Source organism: Pseudovibrio axinellae (assembly GCF_900110875.1).
In the GTDB taxonomy this organism is placed as follows: Bacteria; Pseudomonadota; Alphaproteobacteria; order Rhizobiales; family Stappiaceae; genus Pseudovibrio; species Pseudovibrio axinellae.
Window position 1 is genome coordinate 125,633 of the sequence record NZ_FOFM01000002.1, and the last position, 20,639, is coordinate 146,271.

At 50.8% G+C, this 20,639-nt stretch carries 19 protein-coding genes and 1 riboswitch; of the genes, 12 read left to right on the top strand and 7 right to left on the bottom strand.

The features are described from left to right. Positions 1-93 precede the first annotated feature (93 nt). Positions 94-984, bottom strand: a complete 891-nt coding sequence (locus tag BMZ51_RS05480; protein WP_208979318.1) for an AraC family transcriptional regulator — start codon at positions 982-984, stop codon at positions 94-96. Positions 985-1,213: 229 nt separating this feature from the next. On the opposite strand from BMZ51_RS05480, the gene BMZ51_RS05485 reads away from it, so the two are divergent. Further along, positions 1,214-1,594 carry a hypothetical protein gene (locus BMZ51_RS05485; protein WP_068007964.1) on the top strand — a complete coding sequence of 127 codons (381 nt, stop codon included), beginning with the start codon at positions 1,214-1,216 and terminating at the stop codon, positions 1,592-1,594. A 307-nt stretch (positions 1,595-1,901) separates the two neighbouring features. Then, the gene (typA, locus tag BMZ51_RS05490) at positions 1,902-3,722 is read left to right on the top strand and encodes a translational GTPase TypA (protein WP_068007966.1); all 1,821 of its coding nucleotides are present in this window, start codon (positions 1,902-1,904) and stop codon (positions 3,720-3,722) included. 777 nt (positions 3,723-4,499) lie between these two features. Here the strand turns inward: typA and BMZ51_RS05495 are convergent. The 3 genes from BMZ51_RS05495 to hisC all read right to left on the bottom strand — a co-directional run bounded on the left by BMZ51_RS05495 (position 4,500) and on the right by hisC (position 7,379). Then, entirely contained in the window at positions 4,500-5,105 is a 606-nt protein-coding gene (locus BMZ51_RS05495) for a superoxide dismutase family protein (protein WP_068001228.1), read from the bottom strand. Between the two features lie 222 nt (positions 5,106-5,327). Further along, positions 5,328-6,263, bottom strand: a complete 936-nt coding sequence (locus BMZ51_RS05500; protein ID WP_068001231.1) for a prephenate/arogenate dehydrogenase family protein — start codon at positions 6,261-6,263, stop codon at positions 5,328-5,330. A gap of 18 nt (positions 6,264-6,281) precedes the next feature. Further along, on the bottom strand, positions 6,282-7,379 hold the full coding sequence (hisC, locus tag BMZ51_RS05505; protein WP_068001395.1) for a histidinol-phosphate transaminase: 1,098 nt from the start codon (positions 7,377-7,379) through the stop codon (positions 6,282-6,284). 806 nt (positions 7,380-8,185) lie between these two features. On the opposite strand from hisC, the gene metX reads away from it, so the two are divergent. Together metX and metW are read left to right on the top strand one after the other, a co-directional pair. After that, entirely contained in the window at positions 8,186-9,442 is a 1,257-nt protein-coding gene (gene metX, locus BMZ51_RS05510) for a homoserine O-acetyltransferase MetX (RefSeq protein WP_068001234.1), read from the top strand. Between the two features lie 33 nt (positions 9,443-9,475). After that, the gene (gene metW / locus BMZ51_RS05515) at positions 9,476-10,099 is read left to right on the top strand and encodes a methionine biosynthesis protein MetW (protein WP_068001237.1); all 624 of its coding nucleotides are present in this window, start codon (positions 9,476-9,478) and stop codon (positions 10,097-10,099) included. A gap of 5 nt (positions 10,100-10,104) precedes the next feature. Here the strand turns inward: metW and BMZ51_RS05520 are convergent, their stop codons facing one another. Further along, a complete protein-coding gene (locus tag BMZ51_RS05520) occupies positions 10,105-10,905 on the bottom strand; it encodes a class I SAM-dependent methyltransferase (protein ID WP_068001241.1) in 801 nt (266 codons plus the stop codon). 184 nt (positions 10,906-11,089) lie between these two features. Here BMZ51_RS05520 and gloB point away from each other — a divergent pair, with 184 nt between their 5' ends. The 3 genes from gloB to BMZ51_RS05535 all read left to right on the top strand — a co-directional run bounded on the left by gloB (position 11,090) and on the right by BMZ51_RS05535 (position 14,045). After that, positions 11,090-11,863: a hydroxyacylglutathione hydrolase gene (gloB, locus tag BMZ51_RS05525; RefSeq protein ID WP_068001246.1), complete on the top strand. Its 774-nt coding sequence runs from the start codon at positions 11,090-11,092 to the stop codon at positions 11,861-11,863. Next, positions 11,863-12,306 carry a cupin domain-containing protein gene (locus BMZ51_RS05530; protein WP_068001249.1) on the top strand — a complete coding sequence of 148 codons (444 nt, stop codon included), beginning with the start codon at positions 11,863-11,865 and terminating at the stop codon, positions 12,304-12,306. Before gloB ends, BMZ51_RS05530 begins: the two co-directional genes overlap by 1 nt. Before the next feature lie 494 nt (positions 12,307-12,800). Continuing rightward, the gene (locus BMZ51_RS05535) at positions 12,801-14,045 is read left to right on the top strand and encodes an argininosuccinate synthase (RefSeq protein ID WP_068001253.1); all 1,245 of its coding nucleotides are present in this window, start codon (positions 12,801-12,803) and stop codon (positions 14,043-14,045) included. Between the two features lie 141 nt (positions 14,046-14,186). On the opposite strand, the gene BMZ51_RS05540 is transcribed toward BMZ51_RS05535, so the two are convergent. Further along, positions 14,187-14,720, bottom strand: a complete 534-nt coding sequence (locus tag BMZ51_RS05540) for an MAPEG family protein (protein ID WP_208979320.1) — start codon at positions 14,718-14,720, stop codon at positions 14,187-14,189. Positions 14,721-14,843: 123 nt separating this feature from the next. Between BMZ51_RS05540 and BMZ51_RS05545 the strand changes: the two genes are divergently transcribed. Continuing rightward, positions 14,844-16,064 carry a winged helix-turn-helix domain-containing protein gene (locus BMZ51_RS05545; protein ID WP_068001258.1) on the top strand — a complete coding sequence of 407 codons (1,221 nt, stop codon included), beginning with the start codon at positions 14,844-14,846 and terminating at the stop codon, positions 16,062-16,064. Between the two features lie 190 nt (positions 16,065-16,254). Next, positions 16,255-16,689 carry a hypothetical protein gene (locus tag BMZ51_RS05550; RefSeq protein ID WP_068001260.1) on the top strand — a complete coding sequence of 145 codons (435 nt, stop codon included), beginning with the start codon at positions 16,255-16,257 and terminating at the stop codon, positions 16,687-16,689. Between the two features lie 190 nt (positions 16,690-16,879). Here the strand turns inward: BMZ51_RS05550 and BMZ51_RS05555 are convergent, their stop codons facing one another. Next, on the bottom strand, positions 16,880-18,070 hold the full coding sequence (locus tag BMZ51_RS05555; protein WP_068001262.1) for an O-succinylhomoserine sulfhydrylase: 1,191 nt from the start codon (positions 18,068-18,070) through the stop codon (positions 16,880-16,882). A gap of 67 nt (positions 18,071-18,137) precedes the next feature. After that, a riboswitch (SAM riboswitch) is annotated at positions 18,138-18,215 on the bottom strand. A gap of 122 nt (positions 18,216-18,337) precedes the next feature. Between BMZ51_RS05555 and BMZ51_RS05560 the strand changes: the two genes are divergently transcribed. From BMZ51_RS05560 to BMZ51_RS05570, 3 genes are all read left to right on the top strand, one after another. After that, on the top strand, positions 18,338-19,444 hold the full coding sequence (locus tag BMZ51_RS05560) for a 2'-deoxycytidine 5'-triphosphate deaminase (RefSeq protein ID WP_068001265.1): 1,107 nt from the start codon (positions 18,338-18,340) through the stop codon (positions 19,442-19,444). A gap of 4 nt (positions 19,445-19,448) precedes the next feature. Beyond that, on the top strand, positions 19,449-19,997 hold the full coding sequence (locus BMZ51_RS05565; protein WP_068001268.1) for a YigZ family protein: 549 nt from the start codon (positions 19,449-19,451) through the stop codon (positions 19,995-19,997). A gap of 159 nt (positions 19,998-20,156) precedes the next feature. Next, positions 20,157-20,564: a hypothetical protein gene (locus tag BMZ51_RS05570; RefSeq protein ID WP_068001271.1), complete on the top strand. Its 408-nt coding sequence runs from the start codon at positions 20,157-20,159 to the stop codon at positions 20,562-20,564. The last annotated feature ends 75 nt before the right edge of the window (positions 20,565-20,639 follow it).

Below are 20,639 nucleotides of genomic sequence, written 5' to 3' on the forward strand. Positions count from 1 at the left end.
GACACAAGGCAGGATACTTGAAGGTACAACGCAAAACACGTGCTTCTGCTATCACAAAGCACGTGCAACAACCTTAATCGAACAAATCGTCTTTTACGCCATCGTACGGAACTTGGCAGATTCCTGTGTCGGGGAACTACCAAAAAACCGTTTGAACTCACGGCTGAACTGGGACGGGCTTGCATAACCAACACGGTATGCTGCCTGGCTGGCGCTCATATTTTGGCTCAGCATCATAGAGCGCGCTTTATGCAACCGAATTGACTTCACATATTGCAACGGAGAAAGGCCCGTCGCCACTTTAAAGCCAGCATGAAACGCCGAGATACTCATGCACGCCATCTTCGCCATTTCATCGACGCTCAAGTTTGTTGAGAAATCGTCATGCAATACTTGAAGAACTCGCGCAATACCCTGTGATTTCTCGCTGTTTTGGAACAACACTCGCAGGCTGGCACCATACTCGGACTTGAGGACATGGTACAAAAACTCGCGATAATAGTTGTCAGCCAGAATTTTCGTTTGTTCTTCGCTACTTAGCGTTTGAAGCAAACGGCAAATAGAGAATAACGCATCTTCAGGCAAGTGAGCCGGTCTACCAAGCGCTTCACCGTACTCAAATTCTACAGGCTCCTGTTCAATGAGGAGCATTAGCTCCGCTAGAACATTGATATCAATAGAAATATTTACGGCAAAGAGAGGTTTCTCTCGCGAAGCTTCTACAACTTCGACCTCAAGCGGGATCGGAGACACAAGCGCAACATAGCTCTGTTGGGAGTACAGAAAGCTTTGGCTGCCCAGGTGACCTTTAACCAAGCCCTGAAAAACGATTCTAATGCTTGGTGAAAACATAACTGCGCGGGGCTTTGTCGCCGCTGTTATGCGAATCACTTCTACACATTCATGTCTGGATGCGCTCACGCCCTCGCTTGGGGCAAGGGGGGCGAACCACTCTTCTAACCACTGTTGGGTTGCAAACTGCATTGTTTTTCCAACAACTTTTGGGATTACGCACATGAGGGCATTCTATTACTTTATAATAACCCACCACGAATAAGTTGGTGCAAATATTGGGTATTGCAATACCCAAGGTTGCGATATTGAATGCTATTAGATTGCCACATTCCTTTTTGTAGTCAAACTACTGTTTGACGATGGCTTTAGCCCATTTTTCTTGATCTAGTCAAAGGTCTTATTTTTAGAGGAGCACTGCTTGTTATTACCTGAACTGTCCGAAACAGAACAACAGATACAGGAACTACAAGCCAGTTTCCGAGAGCGCGGTTACGCCTATCATCATCAAATAGATACTCCAGGCCGGATTTGGAGAAACCTATTTGCAGAATCTGAAGAGGTCTTTGTTGCCCTGACCTCAGGCATGTTTTTAAGTATGAACGGGCAGATCATCAAGCTTGTCCCCTATGAAGAATATTACATTCCAGCAGGGCAATGCTTTGATATTATTGGGCGTTGCCCCGACAAATGCCAATGGATTCATGCATATGACCTTGCAGAAGTGAGCGTGGGCTCCCGGCTGGTACGGAAGTTTGGCCTGCTCTCTTATGATGACTATAACTTTTTGAACGAAAAGTAAGCCTAGGCCATCACTGCCCCGAAATCTTCATTTAGATCAATTTCTACGAAAATCGAGCACGCTCAGATCACCGCATTTGCGTCCATTTTTGGGCGTAACCTGCCGAACGGACCAAACTTGCCAATAAAAACGTGAGATCTAATAAATACTTAGCAGTTTTTTGGCGAGATGGTTTGAAATAACAATAAAATAGGATAGAAGAGCGCATCTTTCATTAGAGAAAAACTAGATTGAAGGACTGGCGTGGATTGGGCGTTCCCATGATCCTCCCACACGTCACGACTTCCCATGGCCAAACGGAGCCTCCATGAAACTTCGCAATATTGCGATCATCGCCCACGTTGACCACGGCAAAACGACCCTGATCGACGTCCTGTTGAAGCAGTCCGGCGTCTTCCGTGACAATCAGCGCACCGAAGAACGCATGATGGACTCCAACGATATCGAGCGTGAACGCGGCATCACCATTCTTGCCAAGAACACCTCTTTGGTCTGGAACAACACACGTATCAACATTGTAGACACCCCAGGTCACGCTGACTTTGGTGGTGAAGTAGAACGTATTCTGCACATGGTTGATGGTGTTGTTCTTCTTGTTGACGCCGCTGAAGGTCCTATGCCTCAGACAAAATTCGTGCTCGGCAAAGCCCTTAAGCTTGGCCTGAAGCCGATTGTTGCGATCAACAAAATCGACAAGCCAGAACAGCGTGCTGACGAAGTACTCGACGAAGTATTCGATCTGTTCGCATCTCTTGACGCGAACGAAGATCAGCTCGACTTCCCTGTTGTCTACGGTTCTGCAAAGCAAGAGTGGATGTCACTCGAGCCAGCTGGCCCGCAAGAATCCATGTCTCCTCTCTTCGACATGATCCTTGAGCATGTAAAAGAGCCTGAGTCCGAAGAAGGCGAGTTCCGCCTCTTGGCAACGACGATCGAATCCGACCCGTTCCTTGGCCGCATTTTGACTGGCCGCGTTGCTTCTGGCGTTGCGACACCAAACATGGCGATCAAAGCGCTTACGCGTGATGGTGAAGTCGTCGAAACCGGTCGTATCTCCAAGGTTCTTGCGTTCCGTGGTCTTGAACGTTCAGCAATCGACGAAGGCGAAGCAGGCGACATCGTTTCCATCGCTGGTCTGACCAAGGCAACTGTGGCAGACACAATCGTTGCGCCTCAGGTTACTGAGCCAATTCAGGCGCAGCCAATCGATCCACCAACATTGTCCATGATGTTCCGCGTGAACGATGGTCCACTGGCAGGCACCGAAGGTTCCAAAGTTCAGTCCCGCGTTATCCGCGAGCGTCTGATGAAGGAAGCTGAAGGTAACGTTGCGCTTAAGATCGAAGAAACTGCTGAAGCAGATGCCTTCATCGTTTCTGGCCGCGGCGAACTTCTGCTTGCTATCCTGATTGAAAACATGCGCCGTGAAGGCTTCGAGCTCTGTGTAGGTCGTCCTCGCGTTGTGTATCAGGAAGATGAAAACGGTAAGCGTCTTGAGCCTATCGAAGAAGTCATCATCGACGTTGACGAAGAGTACTCAGGTGCTGTTGTTCAAAAGCTGACAGAACGCAAAGCTGAACTGCTTGAAATGCGTCCTTCCGGCGGTGGTCGTACCCGTTTGGTGTTCAATGCTCCAACACGTGGCCTTATCGGTTACCAGGCTGAGCTGATGTCAGACACACGCGGTTCCGCAATTTTCAACCGTGTGTTCCATGAATACGCACCATACAAAGGTGCTATCCAGGGCCGTAACACGGGTGTTCTGCTGTCAAATGGTGACGGTAACGCAGTCGCATTTGCTCTGTTCAACCTTGAAGACCGTGGTCCAATGATGATCGATCCGGGCACAAAGGTTTACGCTGGCATGATCGTCGGTGAACACACACGCGGCAACGATCTGGAAGTTAACGTGTTGAAGGGCAAGCAGCTCACCAACATGCGTTCTTCCGGTAAGGATGATGCAGTTAAGCTGACAACTCCAATCAAGCTAAGCCTTGAAGGTGCACTGTCTTACATCGCAGAAGATGAGCTGGTGGAAGTAACTCCAGATTCCATCCGTCTGCGTAAAGCTCTGCTGTGCCCACACGAGCGCAAACGCGCTGAACGTGCGTCAAGCAAAGCTTCTTAAGTTCATCTTTCAGATGAAGCGCTTAAGGGAGGGCCTCGGCCCTCCCTTTTTGTATCTGCCCTCTCCAGACCGACCATTCAGCAGCCACCACCACCTGCCTCCCTGCTATCCGCCCCATCGCCATCCTTGCCCCCCCACCGGATGTCATCCCGGACAAGCGAAGCGAAGAGCCGGGATCCATAACCACCGCACGGAAAAACGAAACTCACAGCATGCAGCAATCGCTGGGTGGGTCCCGGCTCAAAGGCCGGGATGACACTGAGTTGGACGCTAGTTCATGACCTGAGTTAGCGCTAGCGCGCACCATAAGCCAGCAATTACCCACCTCTCCCCAACCAACAAGGCGGGTGAATGCGGGAAAAGTTATTCCCCTGGGCCAAAGCACCCTTATTCTAAATCCTGTGCTCACGTAAACGGGCAGCTGGCGGACCGTCCGTCAGTGCGGCGTGGGCTGGGCGGAGCTACTGGAAGAAGTAACGTATCTTTCGGCGGGTTCGTTGAAACACCCCTTGAAAGCCAACAGTGCAGAGGCCAAGCGGAAGCTGGTCAACCTGATGGGTGTCGGCACTGGCAGATGGATGTTTTTGGCACTTATCTGCTCACAATGCCTGTCGGGGATGACCTTGTTTCATACAAAAACGCCCAGGCAAGGTGATCAGCCAATGCCGAAGACTCATATTTAACCAAACTGCGCAGGTATTGCCTGCTCACCTTGCCTCCCCCGTTTTACGGGAACACATAAACCCACACTGCATGTAAACCCATGCGGTGTTAAAGCTATTTGCGGTCACTCGGCATTTCTTCAGGGTAACTCTGAAAACCATCGGCATTTTGTGTCACTGGCACAATTACACCGCATGCGATCCGCCCCCCGGCATCACCGCTCGGCTGGCTATGATAATCGTCAGCGTTTTCATGAATAACCAACGCCCGGCCAGACCCTCCGATCAAACTGTTCTTGTCATCAGGCGCCAAATGCAGCGTCTTGGAAAACACCTCAAGGATAAGCTTGCCGTTAAGCGGTACATGCAGGTTTGGCAAATCACCTGCATGTGCTCCATTTTTCACGTCAATTCCGTGGTCATGGCCTTCCGGTGCAAAATGTCCTCCCGCTGCTGCAAAAGTAGGTTCGCAGAGTCCATTTTCATGCACATGAAACCCATGCTCTCCAGGTGGCAGCCCGTCAAACATTGCCGTGATATGAAGGATGCCGCTCGGTGTTTCATTCAAAACAACCTTGCCAACCGCCTTGCCATCAACGTCCTTCATAATTGCAACCGCAGTCGGCCCACCAGGAACGCGCTCGCTCTCAGCAGCCGCCCCTGCTCCACTCACAACGACAAGACCAGCCACAACAATGGCTGCACATCCACTCAGCTTCATGGTCTTAGAACTCCTAACAAGGCCACATGAAGCAAGAGAGTATTCACCGCTCCCCAAGTCACAAAGCTTCCCTTGCAACCTCGGTAAACCAATAGCGTCCTGCCTCCCACAAAATTGAAAGGTCTCAGTTATATCTGCAAGATATCGAGGGTTTGCCCAAAAGAAAGCCCGGATCAGATTTGCTCTGACCCGGGCGGTTTTTTTGCGATGAGGAGTAAAGACCTACTCCGCTGGCTCACCTTTTTCGTTCTCACGACCGAAGTTTGGTGCCGCAGATTCCTGACCAGCTTCGACAAGTTGCTGACGAATTCCCTTGGTGCGGGTGAACAGCTTAAACAACGCATCGCCATCGCTCCAGCGAATTGCCCGTTGCAGCGCAGAAAGGTCTTCAGAGAAGCGCGACAGCATCTCTAGGATTGCCTCTTTGTTGTTAAGGCAAACGTCACGCCACATGGTTGGATCAGAAGCCGACAGACGCGTAAAGTCACGGAAACCGGAGGCTGAGTACTTGATCACTTCGGACTTGGTTACAGTTTCCAGATCATCAGCCGTGCCAACAATATTATACGCGATGATATGTGGGAGATGCGACACAACGGCGAGCACCAGATCATGGTGCTGAGCATCCATCGTGTCGACATGAGAGCCACAGCCTTCCCAGAAGGCCGTCAAACGTTCAATCGCTGCGGTGTCGGTGTCCTCGTCAGGAGTAAGGATGCACCAGCGATTTTCAAAAAGAGACGCAAACCCGGCGTCTGGGCCAGAGTATTCCGTACCTGCAACCGGGTGCCCTGCAATAAAATGGACGCCTTCGGGTATATGCGGCTTCATTGCGGACACGACAGCAGCCTTTACAGAGCCGACGTCCGTGACGATAGCGCCTCGAGCCAGGTGCGGGCCAATAGCTTGCGCCACTGCTCCACATGCGCCAACTGGCACACACACGATAACAAGGTCTGCCCCTTTAACGGCTTCTGCTGCGTCCAGATAATATCGGTCCCCAAGCCTCAGCTCTTCCGCACGCTTCAGAGTAACTTCTGAGCGTGTGGAAACAACAATTTCACCCGCCAGCTTTTCGCGGCGCATGACATGCGAAAGAGAGGAGCCGATCAGACCGATACCAATCAGTGCGACCCGGCTAAACAAGGGTTCAGACATGGAGACCTTCTACTAGGGCTACTTCAGAAATTCAGCGAGAACAGCAACAACATCTCTGTTGGCTTCTTCACTACCAATTGACATGCGAAGCGCATTGTCAAATCCATAGGCTTTCACTTGCCTTAGCACACACCCGCGCTCAAGCAAAAAGGCATCAGCATCAGCAGCTCGCTTACCCTGCTCGTCAGGGAAGTGGATCAAAATGAAATTGCCGACACTTGGCGTGACGTCAAGACCTAGTTTGGTCATTTCATCAACGACCCATGGCAACCACTCACTATTGTGACTAACCGATTGCTCAACAAACGACTGATCACGCACAGCAGCAGCACCGGCCGCAATTGCAGCCGAATTCATATTAAACGGCCCACGAATGCGGTTTAAGGCGTCGATCATGTGTTCAGGGCCATACGCCCAGCCGACACGCAGCGCAGGCAAACCATACACTTTGGAGAACGTCCGCGTCATCACGACGTTTTCTGAATTCGCAACCAACTCAATCCCGGCCTGATAATCGTTGCGGCGCACATACTCCGCATAAGCCGCGTCCAGCACCAAAATACAGGACTTCGGAAGACCAGCATGCAAACGCTTTACTTCATCGAAGGGAATATAGGTACCAGTCGGATTATTTGGGTTCGCCACAAAAACCATTTTGGTTTTCTCGGTGACCCGCTCCAGAATTGCATCGACATCGGTCGTCAGTTTTTTTTCTGGCGCGACAACAGGTGTTGCACCAGCTGCATGGATCGCAATCTTATAAACTAGAAAGCCATGCGTGGTATAAATAGCTTCGTCACCCTCGCCGAGATAAGCATAGGCAAGCAAGCTCAACACTTCGTCAGAGCCACAGCCGCAAATAATGCGCTGCGGATTCAAGCCATAGACTTCACCTATAGCTTCGCGCAGCAACGTAGCGCTGCCATCAGGATAATACTGAAGGTCAGAAATGGAGCGGTAGGCTTCCAGCGCTTTTGGGCTGGCCCCTAAAGGAGACTCGTTGGAAGAGAGTTTATGCAGTTTATGACCACCACTAGCCTTCGCCTTACCTGGGATATACGGGTCAATTGCCAACACACCAGCACGAGCGACAGGGCGCACTATCTGCTCTTCCATCATTTCAATCCTTCACTCACAAAACACGCAGTTTAACGAACTACGTCTGCTTCACTATCAAATTCATCATCTAGGTCAAGCGGCGCGCGAGATCCACCAACATGTCATATCTCACTCATCAGTGGTTCTGCTGTCTAATACAGACCAGCCGCTCTCACTCCAAAAGACCAAGCGCTCCAGTTAATAACGCATCTACACCTTCAAAACTGCGATAAAAACTCAACACTCCAGTATCTTTGCGCATTAATCAGTCAGGCATCAGGCCATTCAAGTGCACATCGCAGGCATAAATATCTAGGGCTTTGATCTCACAGTCTGGGCGCACTCACGAATACGGTCGTACCAACGGAACATTTTGTGTTCCCTCACACAGATGCCTGAGTATACTCAAAGCATCTGCCTGCTACCATATTCACCCTACGGCACGATTCGCAAAACAGAGCTCGACCTCCAACCTCCGGCACATAGTATTTGCATCACGAAACCACTGAAAAACAGCAGACCTAAAACCCTCTTCAACGTTTACCGCAACAATCTGCTCAATCAGATCTGCGCACGCTATGCAATATATCATCTTCTTCATACGGCAGCATATAATATTGAGACTAACTCATTTTTCCATCAGCACTAGATAAAGAGCCGTGCACCTTGCTAACTCATTCAAATTGTTAAACAGGACCTGTGTAAATCCGTAGAAAACAACAGGAATGGAAACAAAAGAAAACGTTGACACACTGACCATAGACACCTAGCAAAAACTCTCTTGTAATCCCCTAGAGGTACATCCACTTCGCTTATCCAACCCTTTGGAAAAAAATATGACTGAGACTGCCAGCGCAAAACCGGAGAAGACTCCGAATATCTTGCCCTCAACACAAGCCAGTGTTGCAGCGGAGCAGATGCAAATGCCTGCCAGCAAGCTCATGCGATTTGGACCAGAAAACCCTCTGCGCCTTGATGAAGGTACCGAGCTTGCCCCGTGGCAGATCGCCTATGAAACCTATGGCGAGCTCAATGAGGACAAGACCAACGCTATCTTAGTGTGCCATGCACTCACGGGTGATCAGTACGTGGCCTCGGAAAATCCGGTTACGGGCAAGCCGGGCTGGTGGTCAATGATGGTTGGTCCCGGTCGGCCTGTCGATACAGATAAGTACTTTATCATCTGCGCCAATGTCCTTGGCGGCTGTCTTGGTACAACAGGCCCTGCCTCCACAAATCCAGAAACTGGCGAAACCTACGGGCTCGACCTCCCCGTCGTGACTATCGGCGATATGGTGCGCTCACAAGCAAAGCTGGTGGAAGCTCTCGGCATCGAAACGCTGTTTGCAGTGGTTGGTGGCTCTATGGGCGGCATGCAGGTGTTGCAATGGGCTGCTGCTTATCCCGAAAAGGTGTTTGCCGCTGTTCCAATTGCATCAGGTCCACGGCACTCCAGCCAGAACATTGCCTTCCATGAAGTTGGTAGACAGGCTGTAATGGCGGATCCGGACTGGTGTCACGGCCAATATGCAAAGGAAGGCAAACGCCCAACAAAAGGCCTTTCAGTTGCGCGTATGGCAGCGCATATCACCTATATGTCTGATGCCTCGCTACACAACAAATTTGGTCGCAACCTTCAGGACCGCTCAAGGATAACCTTCGGCTTTGACGCTGACTTCCAGATTGAAAGCTACCTGCGGCACCAGGGCATGACCTTCGTGGATCGCTTTGACGCGAACTCCTATTTGTATGTCACACGGGCAATGGATTATTTCGATCTGGCAACCGCACATGGCGGAAAGCTAGCGAACGCATTTTTGCATAGCGAAACCCGTTTTTGCGTTATGTCCTTTACAACGGATTGGCTTTTCCCGACCTCTGAAAGCAAAGATGTTGTCCGCGCGCTCAATGCTGCAGCAGCAAACGTTTCCTTTGTTGAAATTGAAAGCTCTCGCGGCCACGACGCGTTCCTGCTTGATGAACCTGAACTGTTCAAAACCATGCGCGGCTTCCTGACGGGAGCGGCAAAAGCGCGGGGCATCCCTGCTCCCGGCAACGGTGAAACACACTCACCAGCATAAACGGCAGAGTTCATTCAATAAAGTAGATCCGATATGACAAAAACAGATTTGAAGAACGAACGCGGCGACCACCGAATTCTCTGCGATTTTGTAGTGCCGGGTGCCCGTGTTTTAGATATTGGGTGCGGTACCGGAAAACTTCTGGAGCTTCTGATTGAAACCAGAGGCGTGGATGGACGCGGCTTTGACACTTCCCAGCAAGGCGTGAACGAGGCCGTCTCTCGCGGGCTTTCTGTGGTTCAGGGCGATGCTGATAATGATCTGGCAGCTTATCCAGATGACGCCTTTGACTACGCCATCCTCAGCCATACACTTCAGGCCACGATGGACCCGAAACAGGTTCTTGAGCAGTTACTCCGCATAGGCAAGAAAGTTGTCGTCTCGTTCCCTAATTTCGGGCATTGGCGCAACCGCTTACAGCTCCTGTGCAACGGCAAAATGCCGGTCACCGACTATCTGCCTTACCAGTGGTACGACACACCAAACATCCATTTCTGCACGATCCGTGACTTTGTCGCTCTTTCAGAAGAGGTCAACGCCAAGGTCATCAAGGCCGAGGCTTTGGACGCAAAAGGACGACGCATTGGTTTCAATGCCCCATGGTGGGTTTGGAATCTGATTGGCGATCAGGCCGTTTTCCTACTGGAACGCAAATAAAAAAGCTACCGGTCGCTTCTGTTGCTGAGCGACCCACCTTTTTGACCGCGATGGCCACTCATAACCTGCGCCCCTGCTGTCTTGCCATTTGGCAGAAAGACAGGTCGTAAAACACGTGCCACATGACGTGCTTTGAGTGGAATGCCCCTGTACACCTGCTTCTCGGCTTCGGTGACCAACAGGCCAGCAAATGCAGGCCATGCAACAGCACCCAAACGCTCAAAGCTACGCGCATTTTTCAAGACGACTCTCGAATTGGTTGGAGGCACAAATAAAGCCTCCTCACGAGAAACAACAGACAAGTGATGATTATTCAAAAAGTTATCAAGCTGAGGCCTTGAGTAAGGGCGGCCATACCCAAAAGGAGAAACCTCTGAGCGCGCCCAGGCTCCACGGCGGTTAGGCACGATCACAATGACACGGCCACCGGGCGACAACACACGGTAGACCTCATCGAGTAAAGCGCTGGGTTCTCCCGCCATTTCTAGCGAGTGAACCAACAATATCCGGTCAATGCATGAATCTGGAAATGGGAGCTGTCCATCTTCCATAAGAAAGGCTTTATTTGGCACATCCACTTCACGCGGCCACTTCACAACCCCCTGTGCAGCGGGCATCCCTGCAAACACACGATTGGTTTTTTTCAAGTAAGGCCGCAAGTAAGGCGCAGCATATCCGATACCCAACAGCCTTTGACCACGCATTTCAGGCCACAGCATCTTTACGCGGCTCCCCACCAGCACTCGAAGCATTCGCCCAAGTGGCAGATCGTAGAACTCTTTTAAGTGAGTAACATCAAGATACAACTGGGTCTCCGCCTATTGCCTATTCTTATCATGGGGTGCCAAAGGCTCGGACGCAACGCTTCTTCGAGATGATTTGCAAGCATACATCAACCACTCTCAGAGTTTTATGAGTTTGCAGTTGAATTTAATAGCGTGTCCAACCATGATCCAATAGAGAATTTATTACGTGCTTGGGAGCCGGTTGATGATTGAAGTTGAAGTTCGACAGTTTGGTTGTCTTAAAGATAATTTCGGCGTTATCATCCACCACCCTGAAAGCGGCTGCACCGCAGCAATAGACGTGCCCGAAGCAGCGCCATACCTTGAAGTTCTTAAGGAAACTGGGTGGAACCTCACTGACATATTGATAACCCATCATCACTGGGACCATGTGGCAGGACTTACCGAGCTCGTAGAAAAAACAGGAGCGGTCGTTACTGGGCCAGAACGATCCCGCCAGCACCTATCTGGGCTCGACAAATTTGTTGAAGATGGCGACGATATTCTCGTTGGCCCAATTGCCGTAAAAGCTATCGGTACACCCGGTCATACACTGGACCACATCACTTGGTGGTTCAAGGAGGCTGGCATCGCCCACACTGGCGACACACTCTTTGCCTTGGGTTGCGGGAGGTTGTTTGAAGGTGATGCAGAAATGATGTGGGCCTCACTCAGCCATCTGGCAAACACACTCCCACCAGAGACCACCATTTACTGCGGCCATGAATATACCCTGTCAAACGCACAATTCGCCCTTACGATTGACCCGAACAATCAAGCACTCCAAGAGCGTACAAAACGTATTGAAGCCTTGCGAGAAGTTGGACGCCCAACCTTACCAACCTCTATGGCAGCCGAACTTTCAACAAATCCATTTTTGCGTGTATGTGATGCCGAAGTTCAAAAAAGCTTAAATATGCTCAACGCAGAACCTGCTGATATCTTTGCGGAAATACGCCGCCGTAAGGACAATTTTTGATGTCCCTTGATCAAATTTCCAACACTGCAACCTCTGAGGAAATCATTGCAGAATTGCAGATGCAGGAACACCCGGAAGGTGGCTTCTACACCGAAACCTTCCGCGATTCAGAAGGGCCAGAAGGACGCGGTTACTCAACAGCCATCTACTACCTTCTCAAGAGAGGCCAAAAATCACATTGGCATAGGATCGATGCAATTGAGACCTGGCACTACTACGGCGGAGCCCCTTTACGCCTATCAATCAGCACAAAAGATGGCAATCCAAGTGAGATCATACTCGGTATGGACGTATTAAACGGTCAACGACCTCAAGGGATTGTGCCAAGACAAGCTTGGCAATCAGCAGAAAGCCTTGGCGATTGGACATTGGTCGGCTGTACGGTAGCACCCGGCTTCTTGTTTGAAGGCTTTGAACTCGCTCCAAAACACTGGAGCCCATAAAGAACTTCACCGAATCAAACACCATAGCCATCGCGAAAATTGACCAAAACGTCAAAATCGGCAGCGCATAAGAGGAACCTCACTACACACAAACACTTCAGTGAAATCCTCTAAAATACAGAGACTTGTTCGTTTATTGCGAACTGTTGATTTATTTTCTGCGAATAAAATATACTGTTTTTCCATAGAAACCGTTGAGCTAAGATACAGTTGATCAACTACAAACACACACTCTAAGGGTGTACTTGAAACGCTCCGTCCTGCAGCGCATACGTCATTACCCCTACGTTTTCAGCTATTTATCTTTATATACGTTGATCTTAACAACAACATCACCTGTACGCACCACTGTGGATACCTGCAAACTTCTCAACTATCGAGATTAATAAACAGGCCCGCAACCATCAATCATCACTTGCGTTGTCCGCTACGCTCGGTAGATTGCGGCCCGTAGGCGCTTTACGCGCCCGAACACACTATTTGGATATTAATCTATGGCCCAAGGCGACATCAAAAAGGTTGTGCTTGCCTATTCTGGCGGGCTCGACACCTCGATTATTCTCAAGTGGTTGCAGGCAGAATACGGCTGCGAAGTTGTAACATTCACAGCTGACTTAGGTCAGGGTGAAGAGTTGGAGCCAGCACGACGAAAAGCTGAACTGCTTGGCATTCGAGAAATCTATGTTGATGATCTCCGAGAGGAATTCATTCGGGATTTCGTATTCCCAATGTTCCGGGCCAACGCAGTTTACGAAGGCGTTTATCTCCTCGGCACCTCTATCGCCCGTCCGCTCATTTCCAAGCGTCTCATTGAGATTGCAGAAGAAACTGGCGCTGACGCAGTTGCGCACGGCGCAACCGGTAAAGGCAACGATCAGGTACGCTTCGAGCTGGCTTGCTACGCACTGAACCCAGACATCAAGGTGATCGCACCTTGGCGAGACTGGACGCTGAAGTCCCGTACTGACCTGATCGAGTTCGCTGAACAGCATCAGATCCCAGTACCAAAGGACAAGCGCGGCGAAGCTCCGTTCTCTGTTGATGCAAACATGCTGCATTCTTCTTCCGAAGGTAAAGTTCTGGAGGACCCGAATGAAGAAGCTCCAGACTATGTTTTCCAGCGTACTGTTGACCCGCTCAGCGCACCCGACGAAGTCACCGAGATCGAAATCGGCTTTGAAAAAGGCGACGCGTGCTCCATCAATGGCGTACACATGTCTCCGGCAACCCTGTTTGCCAAGCTGAACGATTATGGCCGTGACAACGGTATTGGCCGTCTCGATCTGGTAGAAAACCGCTTCGTTGGCATGAAGTCTCGCGGCATCTACGAAACACCAGGCGGAACAATCCTCCTGTCAGCACACCGTGCGATGGAATCCATCACACTGGATCGCGATGCAGCGCATCTTAAAGACGAGTTGATGCCACGTTATGCAAAGCTCATTTACAACGGGTTCTGGTTCTCACCAGACCGTGAGATGTTGCAGGCAATGATCGACAAGTCTCAAGAGTTTGTAACAGGTACTGTTAAGCTGAAGCTCTACAAAGGCAACGTCATCGTTACAGGTCGTGCGTCCCCCTACTCTCTCTACTCAGAAGAGCTGGTGACCTTCGAAGACGACCACGGCGCTTACGACCAAAAAGATGCTGCTGGCTTCATCCGCCTCAACGCCCTGCGCCTGCGCACACTGGCAAAGCGGAACCAGATGAACAAAGCAAAAGAGCTCGCAGACGCCTGAAAGGGTAAAAGCTCAAAAGCTTAGCTAAACTCACAAACCCGCAGTGGAAACACTGCGGGTTTTGTTTTGTAAATGAACGTCTGCACAGTTGAAGCTCCTTGATTACCAAACTCAATAATCAGCAGGCTTCGGCGATCTCCCTCACAAACCCGCCATCAAGCTAACCATAATGGCCAGCAGCATGAATATAGTTGGATAGAACGTCAGCACAAAACCGGTGCCGCGCCAGGGAGCGCCTTTTTCATAGCTTGTAAAAAACAAGATACGTCCAAGAGCAAAGAACAGCGCCGCAAGTGGCGGTACGGACATTGTGCTACCTGGCATAATAGCAACCCACGCCACATAGACGAACCCTGCCAGCACAGCCTGCTCAAGGGTGTTTTGCAAGATGCTCTGCAACATTTTGGCTTCAGAACTGCCACGTGTCAGACCTCCACCATCGATGTCATCGGCATGTGTAAACCGATGCATCGCCAAACGCCCAATCCCTATCATCAGAAACAACGATGGAGACAACATAGAGACGGCGGCGACCCAAAACCGTGCCACTGCATTCCAGTCTTCGGCAAAACCAAATGGATTGAGAAGTGCCCCTAATAAAAGCACAGTCGCAGTTACGAGTGCTCCAACAACCATTCGCTGCAACACACCCCGCTGTTTCTCTACAAAATCCACTACAATCTCCATTAAAGAACAAAATAAGAACAAATCACAACTATCTGTATGTATTTGCTTGCAGCAAGGCCTCGGCTCTCATAGCCTAGGCACACATTTTCAATCTATGTGAGGCTGTTAGACATGAAGGCGCAGTTGGTTTTAAAAGTAGACAACATCGCTGCGCGCCGCCTGTTTCTGCAAAAACATGCACTTCTTGAATCTCCCAATGGGGCATCCAAAGGTGAAGACCTCCTTACACTGATCAAACGAATTGGCTTCGTACAAGTTGATAGCATCAACACAGTCGAGCGCGCGCACCACATGATCTTGTGGTCCCGTCGTCAAAACTACCGCCCCCCAAACCTTGCACAACTACTGGAGAAAGACCGCAGTCTGTTTGAACATTGGACGCACGATGCCTCCATCATTCCAACCGAATTCTTCCCTCACTGGCATTATCGCTTCAAACAAAGCGCAGAGAGTCTGCAATCCAGATGGAAGGTTTGGCGCGGTGCTGAGTATCAAGAAAAACTCAATCTGATCCTTCGACAGATTGAAGAAAATGGCCCAGCTGGCACGTCGGACGTCGGAAAAGATGAAAAGCGCAGCAAAGGGGGCTGGTGGGAATGGAACCCCTCCAAAACAGCTCTTGAATACCTATGGCGAACAGGCCACATCTCTGTATCCCGACGCGAGAAATTCCAAAAGCTATACGACCTGACAGAACGCGTCATTCCCCCAGCACATCGCTCAGTCAAACCCACAAAAGAGGACACCGTGGAATGGGCATGCAGCTCAGCACTAGAGCGCCTTGGGTTTGCAACGCCCAGCGAAATTGCTGCGTACTGGGACAAGCTCAGCCTTACCGATGTAAAGGCCTGGTGTGAACAAGCCCAAACACGCCAAGAGCTCATCCCAGTTGAGATTGAAGCAGCAAACCAAGGGAAAGCAAAACTCTGCTTCGCCCGGCCCCAGATCGAAACAGATCTGTCTGCACTCGGCAACCCGGCACAGCGGGTCCGCATCCTAAGCCCCTTTGACCCGGCCTTACGTGACCGCAAACGCGCTGAGTTCCTATTCGATTTCAACTACCGCATCGAAATCTTCGTACCTGAAGCCAAGCGACAATACGGCTATTATGTCTTCCCCGTTATGGAGGGAGATAAACTGATTGGCCGCATAGACATGAAGCGTGACAAAGCCTCAAGCGCCTTAGTGGTAAAACGTTTTTGGCCAGAACCTGGTGTTCGTATGGGGAAAGGGCGCATCAATCGTTTAACCTGTGAACTGGAACGTTGCGCACAGTTTGCAGGATGTAGCGACCAGGTAGTTTCACACACCGACCTTACCTCTGATCATTAACATGAGCCCCTTGCCTCTGCTCTTGAGTTTCCAAAACAGATCCATTTTGCCAACCCAACTAGGCTCAATGCACAGCTTTAACGCTGCGCCCCTAAAGAGCCTTGGAATCTAGGAATCGCAATTTCTGGTAGTTGTGTTAACCTTACGCAAGTTTGGTGTATCTGAACAGCCTTGCGAAGGGACCAACCTGATGAAAGCTATACCACTTACCCTTTTTCCGCTTTTGGCTTACAACGCAGTTGCATTTCGCTGGTTCGATGATCTGGAGCCAGTTCTGGACCAGGGGTATAACGTCACCCCTTGGGCAGCTGTCCTCTACAGTATCCCACTGCCTTCTGGCCTCGTGGTTCCTCTGGATATAGCAACTCTGTTGCTCGCCGCCTCTCTCGTGCTGCTGTTTATTGAGATCATCAAGGCAACCAGAACCTCAGCTATATCGCTATTAGATCACAGCCTCTCTCTGATCATACTTGTCACCTATCTGGTTGAGTTCCTCTCCGTTCAGGAGGCAGCAACGCCTTTGTTCTTCTTGCTCATGACCATCACCTTTCTAGATGTCATAGCAGGCTTTATCGTTACAATTTCCGGCGCCCGGCGAGATCTTTCAGTCAGCGCAGATGGTTAAGTACGATGCTTGCAAGGGGTAAGTGGGTAAGGCCCGAAACAAAGGCGCTTTCATAGCCTGCCGTGTTTTCCAGGGCGAGAGCACATCAGCAGCAGCGTCTTCGCGTCATATGGCATGCGCCAAGTAAAAAGGGCGCCTGAAATGGCACCCTTATTGATCTTCAAACTAAAGCTTGCTCTCACGCTTTCCGTTAGCCCTTTAAACTCTCCAACGCGCGCGAAACATCTATCAGCAAGTCCTCTGGGTCTTCCAAACCAACCGACAAACGCAGTGTCTTGTCCGTGATACCAAGCTCAATGCGCGCATCTTCCGCTACACTTTGGTGTGTTGTCGTTGCCGGATGAGTGATCAGGCTCTTCGCGTCACCAAGGTTGTTAGACAGGCTAACAATATCCAACGCATTTGAGAATTTAAACGCCGCTTCCTTGCCACCAGCCAAGTCAAACGCCAGCATGGTTGAACCACCTTGCATCTGCTTCTTAACAATGTCCGCTTGCGGATGGTCGTCTCGCCCAGGGTAAATCAGTCGGGAAACAGCAGAGTGATCTGCCAGATATTCAGCGATTTTGCCTGCGTTAGAGGTCTGGCGTTCAACGCGCAATGAAAGCGTCTCCAGCCCCTTCAGCAGCACCCATGCGTTAAACGGGCTCATAGCTGGGCCGGTGTGCTTGAACGGGTCATGGAACTCCTCCAAAATCCACTTCTCGTCCGATAGAACAATGCCACCCAAACAACGACCCTGCCCATCAATATGTTTGGTCGCAGAGTAAATAACCACATCAGCACCCAGAGCCAGCGGGCTTTGCCAGATCGCAGTTGCGAACACGTTATCGACAATAAGGCGTCCGCCAGCTTGGTGAATAATATCTGCGACCGCTGGAATATCGATCACTTCAAGGGTTGGGTTGGTAGGGCTCTCCAAAAACGCAACTGTGGTATTTGGACGAACAGCTGCTTTCCATTGCTCAATGTCAGTGCCATCAATCAACGTGGATTCCACACCGTAACGCGGCAAAAGCTTTTCAATGATGTAACGACAGGAACCGAACAACGCCTTAGGAGCAATCACATGGTCGCCAGCTTTCACACAGGCCATGATCGCAGAATTAACAGCCGCCATACCAGAAGCCGTGCCGCGTGCAGCCTCGGCCCCCTCTAGGTCACACATTCGCTGCTCAAACATTCCAACAGTTGGGTTTGCATAACGGGAATAAATATACCCCGGATTTTCGCCCAAAAAGCGTGCTTCTGCAGCTTCAGAGCTATCGTATACATACCCTTGTGTAAGGAAAATAGCTTCGGATGTTTCACCAAAGCTGGAGCGCGTTGTGCCCCCATGAACAAGCCGTGTTGCCGGCTTCCAGTTCTTTGCGTCTGTCATCGCTCATTCCTGCCCGAAGAGGTGTTATTCTACCCCTTCATTAAAAACCCCCGGCGCGGGCCGAGGTCTGTGCAAGAACCCGACCCTTTAGCTACTTGTTTAACGTGGTTGCAAGCCGGTCGACCAAATCACCACGGAATAGGTCGCGATTTTACCTTGAAAATACAGTAGGGTCAATCAATCAGCACAGGTTGCAGACTTGGCCTACGATCAAACTTACGTTAATCAGTAAACCAACGAATTGAATATGAGTGGGCGAAATCAAAAATGACAGGCATTCTTCCGGCAAAAGCGATTGAGGCCATGTTTGAGCAAGGCGTGATTTGCGCCGATAAAGCTCCTGATGAAGATCAAATCCAGCCTGCCAGCCTTGACCTGCGCCTGAGTGCCAGAGCTTGGCGCGTGCGTGCGTCTTTCTTGCCCGGTCCAAACTCCAAGCTGGAAGACAAGCTGGAAAACATCATCCTGCACGAGATCGACCTGTCCAAAGGCGCCGTGCTAGAAACAAACTGCGTTTACATCGTCCGCCTTCAGGAAACTCTCGACCTGCCTGCTGAACTGTCCGCGACAGCCAACCCGAAAAGCTCTACCGGTCGTATCGATGTGTTTACACGCGTCATTACAGATCATGGCCGTGCCTTCGACCGCGTCGAAGCTGGATACACCGGCCCGCTTTATGCAGAAATTTCTCCCAAGACATTCCCAGTTCTGGTCCGCGAAGGCTCCCGCCTCTCTCAAATCCGTTTCCGCAATGGCGAAGTCATCATCAATGATGAAGACCTGAAGGCAGTCCATGACCAGCACACACTGGTTTCTGGTGGTATGGATGAAGATGCCATCAACAACGGCGTACAGGTCTCAATCGATCTGCAAGGTGACGGCAAAGGAAGTCTCATTGGTTATCGGGCAAAGCGCCACACAGGCGTGATTGATGTCGACCGCAAAGACGCGCAGGACCCCGCAGAGTTCTGGGAACCACTTCACAATCGCGGCGATGCCACACTCATTTTGGACCCGAACGAATTCTACATCCTCGTCTCGCAGGAAGCTGTCCACGTGCCGCCGCAATACGCAGCCGAGATGGTTCCGTTTGACCCACTCGTGGGCGAGTTCCGTGTTCACTACGCTGGTTTCTTCGATCCAGGCTTCGGCCATTCAACCGTTGGCGGCACGGGCTCACGCGCTGTCCTAGAAGTGCGCTCACATGATGTGCCTTTCATCGTTGAGCACGGTCAGACTGTTGGTCGCCTTGTTTACGAGCACATGCAAGACGTACCAGAGACTCTTTACGGCGAAGGTATCGGTTCCAACTATCAGGGACAAACGCTCAAGCTCTCCAAGCACTTCAAATCCACAGAGCCGGTAGGAGCATGAATCCATGCCCCTGTTCACCGTCGAGCGTGAGTACTATGCAGAGCTAGAGGAGAAGAAGTCTCGCTTCCTCGCTTTTCTGGTCCCTCACGCTGATTTCGCTCCAACACTGGCGGATCTACGCGATGAGCACAAAAAGGCAAACCATCACGTCACCGCCTTCAGACGCATGCTGCCAGAAGGCCGCATCGATGAAGGCGGCAAGGATGATGGTGAGCCTTCAGGCACGTCAGGGATGCCAACCCTGAAAACATTGATTGGCGCTGATCTGGTCGATGTTGGCATCATTATTGTTCGCTACTTCGGCGGAACCAAACTTGGAACGGGCGGGTTGGCGCGCGCCTACTCCGGCGTGACCAACCTTGCAATTCGCGAGGCTGAGCTTGTGCCATGGTTGCGCATAAAGACCCGTAGCGTCTCAGCAAGCTTCGCCAGAAGTGCCGAACTGGAACGCCAAATCATTTTGCTACAGCTGGAAATCATAGAGCGCACGTTTACTGAGGATGGCGTCACCCTCCTCGTCTCTGGCCCCGAAGGTCAAATCGACAAACTTTAACCTACTGAAATAAAGCGGCTTTCATATTTCCACACCAGTCATAAACTAACCGAAATATTTAAAATACTAATAAAAACTTACAGCTTGGCATGAGCCTTGCGGCTTGAATATCAGGAAACTGGTATTCGTCTCATTCTGAGACAGTCGGGGAGCTAAGTCATGCGTGTCACCCGCACGGGAAAAGCGACAAACACTAATGTAGGCGCCAATAATCGCAATCGCGATAGTGTTGACCCGCGCACGGCAAATCAACGTGATCGCAAAGACGCACCTGTCTCAAACAAAGACAATCACGCCAATCCCGGTAAACAACTGACAACACAAAACGATGCGCAGGCAGCCAACCATCCTGATACGCACAGCCTTCATCTGGACCCACACCGGAAGATACACATTTTCCGCAGCAATTCAGCCTTCGTCGCACACCTGATTGCAGTAAAGGAAAACGCCCCGCATCTCAGGAAGCATCGGCGTGTAGAACCCAAAGACGGCATCACCAGCTACCTCACCACCGCCCGCGCGCCCCGCAAAATCGGCGAAGGCCGGATCATTGAGTATCATGCGTGAGTTTGGGTCGTTGATCAGCTTTGTATCCGGCAGCTTTCAATCTGAAAAGCCGACCTGTTCCCAGATCGGCATTTA